Below are 7,879 nucleotides of genomic sequence, written 5' to 3'. Positions count from 1 at the left end.
GATTGGATCGGACATACTGAGTACAGTGAAACCAGAATAGAGCAATTAGATCACATCTTTAATCTGATTGGTATTATGTGGAATTTTTCCATGTTCTGAATATCGTGATGGCGCTGGAGAAGCGCGGCCTGTATGGCTGATGTTTATTCGTGCAATTTGTCAGTTTTTTAATTGCTGAAAATTAATCGAGTTGCGGGTAACACAAATAACTTGTGGAAAATCAATTCATTTAATCGGTAGTCCCATCACGCTGCGTCAATATGTTCCCCATGCCCGAGATCCTTGCTTGAAAAGCCTCCTGCTCGTCCTTAAACTTCATGGTGGAGAAAAGTGGATCAAAGTGGTTTTATTGGGCATCTAGCCCCCATAACTCACCTTTCGGGGACTGCAATTTGTTGCGTGGCGCTCACGCCATCAGCCTGGACAGCAAGGGGCGGTTGGCGATTCCGACCAAATTTCGTGATTGGCTGCGCGACGAGTGCGACGGCCAGCTGGTCTGCACCATCGACATCGCCCATCCCTGTCTGCTGCTTTATCCCCTGAATGAATGGGAAGAGGTGGAGCGCAAGCTGAAGACCCTTTCCAGCACCAACCCGGCAGAACGCCGCCTGCAGCGTCTGCTGCTCGGCCACGCGGCCGAATGCGAACTGGATGGCAATGGCCGTCTGCTGCTCAGCCAGCCGCTGCGCAGCCATGCCGGGCTAGACAAGAAAGTCATGCTGGTGGGCCAGCTCAACAAATTCGAGCTGTGGGATGAAGCCCGCTGGCAACAACAGATCAACGACGACATCCTGGGCCTGCCCGAGGACGACTGGGCAAGTTCACCACGACTACAGGATTTTTCTTTATAAATGACCCAAGCCGCTGAACACATCACAGTGCTGTTGCACGAAGCCGTCGAAGGGCTGGCCATCAAGCCGGACGGTATCTACGTCGACGGCACCTTTGGCCGGGGTGGTCACTCTCGTCTCATTCTCCAGCATCTGGGCCCCAATGGCCGTCTGATCGCCATCGACCGGGATCCCCAGGCCATTGCCGAGGCGGCCAAGATCCAGGATCCCCGTTTCGAGATCGTGCACGGTCCCTTCTCCGGCATCACCCGCTATCTGACCGAGCGCGGCCTGCTGGGCAAGGTCGATGGCTTCCTGCTGGATCTCGGTGTCTCCTCCCCCCAGCTTGACGATGCCGAGCGTGGCTTCAGCTTCATGAAGGACGGCCCGCTCGACATGAGAATGGATCCCACCTCCGGTCAGAGTGCCGCCGAGTGGCTGGCCCGTGCCGATGTGGACGACATCGCCTGGGTGCTGAAAACCTTCGGTGAGGAGCGCTTCGCCAAGAAGATTGCTCGCGCCATCGTGCACGATCGGGTGACCGAGCCCTATGTGCGCACCCGCCAGCTGGCGGAGATGATTGCCCGGGTCAACCCGAGTAAGGAGAAGGGAAAGCACGCGGCGACCCGCAGCTTCCAGGCCATCCGCATCTATATCAACAGCGAGCTGGACGAGATCGAAACCGCCCTCAACGGCGCGCTGGACGTGCTGGCTCCTCACGGTCGTCTCTCCGTCATCAGCTTCCACTCTCTGGAAGATCGGCTGGTGAAGCATTTTATTCGCAAGCATGAGAAAGGTCCGGAAGTACCCCACGGGATCCCCCTGACCGAAGCCCAGCTTGCCGGTGGTCGCAAGCTGAAGTCGATCGGCAAGGCGCTCAAGCCTTCCGACCACGAGGTCAATGAAAACACCCGGTCCCGCAGCTCGGTGCTGCGGGTCGCAGAGCGTCTTGCGGAGTAAGCGATGAGCGATGTGCGCGTTCACCTCGCCAGGGAGATCGTTGCGGATCTCTGGCGCCACAAGTTGCAGGTCCTGTTGACCGTCGCCGTGCTGGTCACCGCCTTTGCGGTGATCCTGGTGACCAACATGACCCGGGGTCTGACGGCCAAGCAGAACGATCTGATGGCGGAGGAGGACAGGCTCAACATCGAGTGGCGCCACCTCTTGCTGGAACAGGGCACACTGGCTGAGCACTCCCGGGTGGCGAGTCTGGCCATGGACAAGTTGCAGATGGCTCGTCCCCTGGTGACCACTGAAAAGGTAATTACACAACCATGACACGCAAGGCCGCCACCAAGGCTCCGGCAAAGGACAAAGCCAAGGCGAAAGCACCCTCACTCTACCCGTGGCGCTTTCGTACCCTGGTTTTCTTCATCGGCATCGCGTTTGCGGGGCTGATCCTGCGGCTGGCCTGGATCCAGGTGATCGATCCGGACAGACTGCGCCAGGAGGGGGACATGCGCTCCCTGCGCACCACCTCCACCCAGGCGGTGCGCGGCATGATCACGGACCGCAATGGCGAACAGTTGGCGGTATCCGTGCCGGTCGAAGCGGTCTGGGCCGATCCCAAGACGGTGCATGAGTCCGGTGCCATCCACAACGAGCGTGCCTGGCTGGCACTCTCCGCCGTGCTCAAGCTCGACATCAACACCCTCAAGCATCGCATCGCCAACCCGAGCAAGCGCTTCGTCTATCTGCAGCGGCAGGTGACGCCTGCTGTGGCCGAGTACATCAAGGGGTTGAAGCTGGGGGGCATCTATCTGCGCCCCGAGGCGCGCCGTTTCTACCCGACCGGCGAGATAAGCTCCCACCTGGTGGGGGTGACCAACATCGATGGCAGCGGCATCGAGGGGATTGAGCGCAGCTACAACGAGTGGCTGACCGCAACCCCTGGCGAGATGAGGGTGCGCAAGGACAGGCAGGGCCGCGTCATTGAGCGCCTGGGCCTGGTGAAAGAGGGCAAACACGCCAACGATCTGCAACTGAGCATCGATCAGCGGGTGCAGGCGCTGGCCTATCGCGCCCTCAAACGGGCTACCGACGAGAACAAGGCCACCTCCGGCTCCATGGTGATGCTGGATGTGAAGACCGGCGAGGTGCTCGCCATGGTCAACACCCCCTCCTACAACCCGAACAACCGTGGCCAATACCAGAGTTTCCGGGTGCGAAACCGGGTGGTGACCGATACCTATGAGCCGGGCTCCACGGTCAAGCCATTGATTCTGCTTAGTGCCTTTCAAGCCGGTGTCACCAGCTGGAAGGACTTCATCCCGGGCGGCCCCCTCTTCATCGGGGCCAAGCAGATCCGTGACGTGAGTATCCACAAGGCGACCAACCTTTACGACATCCTGCGCTACTCCTCCAACATCGGCATGTCGCGCATCGCGCTGCGGATGCCGGCCCAGGAGATGATCAACACCCTGAGCATGGTGGGCTTCGGCATGGACACCGGCAGCGGCCTGATGGGGGAGAGCAGCGGCATGCTGCCCCAGCGTCGCCGCTGGTCCGACATCGAGCGAGCCACCCTGTCGTACGGTTATGGTCTGCGAGTGACCCCGCTGCAGCTGGCCTCCGCCTACGCCACCCTGGCCAACAAGGGCAAGCGGGTTCCGCTCTCCATCATCAAGGTGACCAAGCCGCCCAAGGGTGAGCAGGTCATCGATCACAACAACGCCGCTGCCATGTTGCAGGCGCTGGAGTACGTGGTCAGCAATGCCATTCCCAAGGCCCAGATCCCCGGTTATCGGGTCGGTGGCAAGAGTGGTACCGCCAAGGTGGCCGTGGCTGGGGGCTATGGCAAGGACTACATGGCCTGGTTTGCCGGTTTCGCGCCGGCCAGCAATCCCCGTTTCGTCATGGTGGTGGTGATTAACGAACCCAAGTGGGATGCCTACTACGGCGGTGCCGTGGCGACCCCGCCCTTTGCGGAGGCCATGGGAGGCGTGTTGCAGCTCTTCAACATCCGTCCTGATGCGATCCCGCCCGAGGTACCCGCCAAGCTTGCCCGCACGGAGGCCAACAATGGCGCACCGCGTACTTGACGGGCATCCGGCTTTTTCCATCGACCCCGCTGCTGTCGGGGCGTTTTCCATGGCGTGTACGAGCGCCCGCATTCCCGCATTTTCGGAGGCTTCTCATGCCGCCCCGCACACTTGATCAACTGATGAGCCGCTTCGGCATCGATGCCCCGGCGCTTTCCCTCACCGATCTCCAGCTCGACAGTCGGCGGGTCGGTCCCGGCTCGCTCTTCGTGGCGATTCGTGGCCATCAGGTGGATGGCAGGCGCTTCATCGAACAGGCGGTGGCTCAGGGAGCGACCGCCGTGCTGTTTGAGGAGGACGGAGAATTCGTCCCTCCGGCGACCCAGATCCCCTGCATCGGCATGAGGGATCTTCCTGCTCGTCTCTCCGAGCTGGCCGGCCATTTCTACGGTCACCCTGCGCAAAAGCTGCAACTGGTGGGCATCACGGGCACCAACGGCAAAAGCACCACGGCCCTGCTGGTGGCCAACTGGCGCACCCTGCTGGGGGGCAAGGCCGGGGTCATGGGCACCATAGGCAACGGTCTGTTCGGCGAGCTCATCGAAGCAGAGAACACCACGGGCAGCGCGGTCCAGGTGCAGGCCAATCTGGCCGCCTTGCAGCTGCAGGGGGCCGATCTGGTGGCGATGGAGGTCTCCAGCCACGGTCTGGTGCAGCATCGTGTGGCGGCCCTGCCGTTTGCCGCGGCAGTCTTCACCAACCTGAGCCGGGATCATCTGGACTATCACGGTACCATGGAGGCCTATGCCGCCGCCAAGGAAGAGCTGCTGAAGCTGGTGGATGAGCCTTGCGCCGTCATCAACGCCGATGATCATCTGGGACGGCAATGGCTGGCGACCTATCCCGGTGCGGTGGCCTTCGGGGTTCATGGTCCGATTGAAAACCATGCCGGACGACAACTGACGGCGCAGGATCCCCATTTCCACCAACAAGGTTTTGATACGCGCATTAACTCCAGCTGGGGGAATGGTGTATTATCCGCCCCCTTGCTCGGCCGCTTCAACGTCAGCAACGTGCTGGGCGCCATGGGCGCCATGCTGGTGCTCGGCTACGACTTCGATGACCTGCTGGCGACGGCCCCCAGACTGCAACCGGTGACCGGTCGCATGGAGTGCTTCGGCGGTGGCGATGCGCCGCTCGCCGTGGTCGATTACGCCCACACCCCGGATGCGCTGGAGAAGGCATTGCAGGCCCTGCGGGTGCACTGTCACGGCCGGCTCTGGTGCCTGGTGGGATGCGGCGGCGACAGGGATCGCGGCAAGCGTCCCATGATGGCTGCCATGGCGGAGCTGCATGCGGACTGCGTGATCCTGACCGACGACAATCCCCGTACCGAGGAGCCGGCCCGGATCATGGCCGACATGGTGGCGGGTCTTCGCGATCCCGGCGCCGTGCAGATTGAGCACGACAGGACCAAGGCAATCCAGCTGGCACTGAGTCAAGCGAGCAAAGAGGACATCATCCTGGTGGCCGGCAAAGGCCACGAGGATTATCAGATCATTGGAACCGACAAGCGGCACTACAGCGATCGGGAAACCGTCGCAGCCGCCTTGCACACATTAATGGAGTCATTCAAATGATGACCCTCAGGCTTGCCGACCTGGCGCAGGTGCTCGATGCCCGTCTGATCGGGGGCGACCATGAGATCACGGCGGTCAGCACCGACACCCGTACCCTGGGCGCGGGGGCGCTGTTCGTGGCCCTGCGCGGCGAGCGTTTCGACGCCCACGATTTCTGCGACCAGGCAGTTGCCGTCGGCGCCAGTGCCCTGCTGGTAGAGCGCGAATTGCCGCTGGCCATTCCACAACTGGTGGTGGGCGACACCCTCAAGGGGCTTGGGCGTCTGGGCAGGCTGGTGCGCGAGCGCATCAATCCGAAAGTGCTCGCCATCACCGGCAGCTGTGGCAAAACCACGGTGAAGGAGATGGCGACGGCCATCCTGCGCTGTGAAGGGGAGGTGCTGGCCACCGCCGGCAACTTCAACAACGAGGTGGGGGTGCCGCTGACCCTGCTGCGCCTCGAGCCGCAACACCAGTTCGCGGTGATGGAGCTGGGAGCCAACCACCCGGGCGAGATCGCCTGGACCACGTCGCTCGCCAGACCCGACGCCGCCATCATCAACAACGTCGCTGCCGCGCACCTGGAAGGCTTTGGCTCCCTGGAAGGGGTGTTCCATGCCAAGAGCGAAATCTTCGAAGGGTTAGGCGAGGGCGGCACCGCCATCGTCAATGCCGACAACGAGTTCTGGCCGAAGTGGCGTGAAAAGGGCATCCAGTGCGCCTTCTCCCTCGAGGATCAGCGTCAGCCGTTCCACGCCCGCGACATCGTGCTCAACGAGCAGGGTTGTGCCGGGTTCGTGATGGTGACGCCCCAGGGAGAGGTGAACCTGACTCTGGCCATTCCGGGTCGCCACAACGTGGCCAACGCCCTGGCTGCTGCCGCCGGGACCCTGGCGCTGGGCGCATCGCTTGCGTCCGTCAAGGCGGGGCTGGAGCAGATGGCGCCGGTCAAGGGCCGTTTCTGCGTACAACGCTGGGGTGGCCTCACCTTGGTGGATGACACCTACAACGCCAGCGTGGAGTCCGTGCTGGCGGGTATCGATGCCCTGACCGCCATGAACGGCTACAAGGTGCTGGTATTCGGTGACATGAAAGAGTTGGGTGAGGAGTCCGCCGCGCAGCATGCACGGGTCGGATACCACGCCCGTGAGCAGGGCCTCGATGCCGTGCTGACCGTAGGGGAACAGAGTCGCCACACCGCAGATGCCGCGGCTGGCCGACATTTCGATAACAAGGCGTCGTTGTTTGAAGTGCTTGCGCAAATGATAAAGACACATCAGGAAATTTCGATTCTGGTCAAGGGCGCCCGTGGCTCCCGCATGGAAGATATTGTCGAGATGGTCAAGGGCCATCAGGAGTCAGCCACATGCTAGTCTGGCTGGCGGAACTGCTCACCCCGCACTTCACCTTCTTCAACGTTTTCTCCTATCTGACGTTTCGCGCCATCCTGTCGATCATCACCGGTCTGGTGGTGGCGCTCTGGATGGGGCCGCGCCTCATCCGTCGCCTGCAGATCATGAAGTTCGGCCAGGTGATCCGCAACGACGGTCCCGAATCCCACCTCAGCAAGAAGGGCACCCCGACCATGGGCGGCCTGATGATCATTGCCGCCATCTTCACTTCTGTGCTGCTCTGGTGCCGTCTCGACAACCCCTATGTCTGGCTGGTGCTGTTCGTGCTGGGGGCCTATGGCGCCATCGGTTTTGCCGATGACTATCTCAAGGTGGTGCGCAAGAACACCGACGGCCTCATCGCCCGCTGGAAGTACTTCTGGCAGTCCGCGGTCGCGCTGGGTGTGGCGGTCTTCCTCTACGCCACGGCCACCCACGATGGCCAGACCCAACTGGTGGTCCCCTTCCTCAAGGATGTGATGCCCCAGCTCGGCCTGATGTTCATCCTGCTGACCTACTTCGTCATCGTCGGTACCTCCAACGCAGTCAACCTGACCGATGGCCTGGATGGTTTGGCCATCATGCCGACCGTGATGGTGGCGGGAGGCTTCGCCCTGATCGCCTGGGCGACCGGCAACGTCAACTTCGCGAACTACCTGCACATTCCCTACGTGCCCTACACCTCCGAGCTGGTGATCGTCTGTACCGCTATTGTGGGCGCGGGCCTGGGTTTCCTCTGGTTCAACACCTACCCGGCCCAGGTCTTCATGGGGGACGTCGGTTCCCTGGCCCTGGGCGGCGCGCTCGGTACCATCGCGGTGCTGGTTCGCCAGGAGTTCCTGCTGGTGATCATGGGGGGCGTCTTCGTGATGGAGACCGTCTCGGTGATCCTGCAGGTCGGATCCTACAAACTGCGCGGCGTGCGGATCTTCCGCATGGCCCCCATCCATCACCACTATGAGAAGAAGGGCTGGCCGGAGCCGCGCGTCATCGTGCGCTTCTGGATCATCACCCTCATGCTGGTGCTGCTTGGCCTCGCCACCCTGAAGGTGAGGTAA

General features: G+C 61.8%; 7 protein-coding genes. All 7 read left to right on the top strand.

Features of this window, described 5'->3' with window-relative positions; all coding sequences use genetic code 11:
* Positions 1-392 precede the first annotated feature (392 nt).
* The 7 genes from mraZ (at position 393) to mraY (ending at position 7,879) form a co-directional block, all read left to right on the top strand.
* Positions 393-851: a division/cell wall cluster transcriptional repressor MraZ gene (gene mraZ, locus OKC30_RS08475; protein ID WP_039040489.1), complete on the top strand. Its 459-nt coding sequence runs from the start codon at positions 393-395 to the stop codon at positions 849-851.
* A complete protein-coding gene (gene rsmH, locus OKC30_RS08470) occupies positions 852-1,790 on the top strand; it encodes a 16S rRNA (cytosine(1402)-N(4))-methyltransferase RsmH (protein ID WP_042015088.1) in 939 nt (312 codons plus the stop codon).
* A gap of 3 nt (positions 1,791-1,793) precedes the next feature.
* Positions 1,794-2,108: a cell division protein FtsL gene (gene ftsL, locus OKC30_RS08465; protein ID WP_010675842.1), complete on the top strand. Its 315-nt coding sequence runs from the start codon at positions 1,794-1,796 to the stop codon at positions 2,106-2,108.
* Positions 2,105-3,871 carry a penicillin-binding transpeptidase domain-containing protein gene (locus OKC30_RS08460; RefSeq protein ID WP_270663452.1) on the top strand — a complete coding sequence of 589 codons (1,767 nt, stop codon included), beginning with the start codon at positions 2,105-2,107 and terminating at the stop codon, positions 3,869-3,871. The genes ftsL and OKC30_RS08460 overlap by 4 nt, the downstream gene beginning before the upstream one ends.
* Before the next feature lie 95 nt (positions 3,872-3,966).
* The gene (gene murE / locus OKC30_RS08455; RefSeq protein WP_270663450.1) at positions 3,967-5,451 is read left to right on the top strand and encodes a UDP-N-acetylmuramoyl-L-alanyl-D-glutamate--2,6-diaminopimelate ligase; all 1,485 of its coding nucleotides are present in this window, start codon (positions 3,967-3,969) and stop codon (positions 5,449-5,451) included.
* Entirely contained in the window at positions 5,448-6,803 is a 1,356-nt protein-coding gene (locus OKC30_RS08450) for a UDP-N-acetylmuramoyl-tripeptide--D-alanyl-D-alanine ligase (protein ID WP_270663448.1), read from the top strand. Before murE ends, OKC30_RS08450 begins: the two co-directional genes overlap by 4 nt.
* Positions 6,797-7,879, top strand: coding sequence for a phospho-N-acetylmuramoyl-pentapeptide-transferase (mraY, locus tag OKC30_RS08445; protein ID WP_010675838.1), 1,083 nt, complete (start codon positions 6,797-6,799; stop codon positions 7,877-7,879). The genes OKC30_RS08450 and mraY overlap by 7 nt, the downstream gene beginning before the upstream one ends.

The organism is Aeromonas sp. QDB18, assembly GCF_027705325.1.
Lineage (GTDB): Bacteria > Pseudomonadota > Gammaproteobacteria > Enterobacterales > Aeromonadaceae > Aeromonas > Aeromonas caviae.
The sequence above is the reverse complement of the archived record's forward strand: the minus strand, read 5'-3'. Positions and strand labels throughout refer to the sequence as shown.

Coding starts and splice junctions, on each gene's coding strand:
- mraY (WP_010675838.1), top strand. CDS start 6,797: ATGCTAGTCTGGCTGGCGGAACTGCTCACCCCGCACTTCACCTTCTTC.
- ftsL (WP_010675842.1), top strand. CDS start 1,794: ATGAGCGATGTGCGCGTTCACCTCGCCAGGGAGATCGTTGCGGATCTC.
- rsmH (WP_042015088.1), top strand. CDS start 852: ATGACCCAAGCCGCTGAACACATCACAGTGCTGTTGCACGAAGCCGTC.
- OKC30_RS08460 (WP_270663452.1), top strand. CDS start 2,105: ATGACACGCAAGGCCGCCACCAAGGCTCCGGCAAAGGACAAAGCCAAG.
- OKC30_RS08450 (WP_270663448.1), top strand. CDS start 5,448: ATGATGACCCTCAGGCTTGCCGACCTGGCGCAGGTGCTCGATGCCCGT.
- murE (WP_270663450.1), top strand. CDS start 3,967: ATGCCGCCCCGCACACTTGATCAACTGATGAGCCGCTTCGGCATCGAT.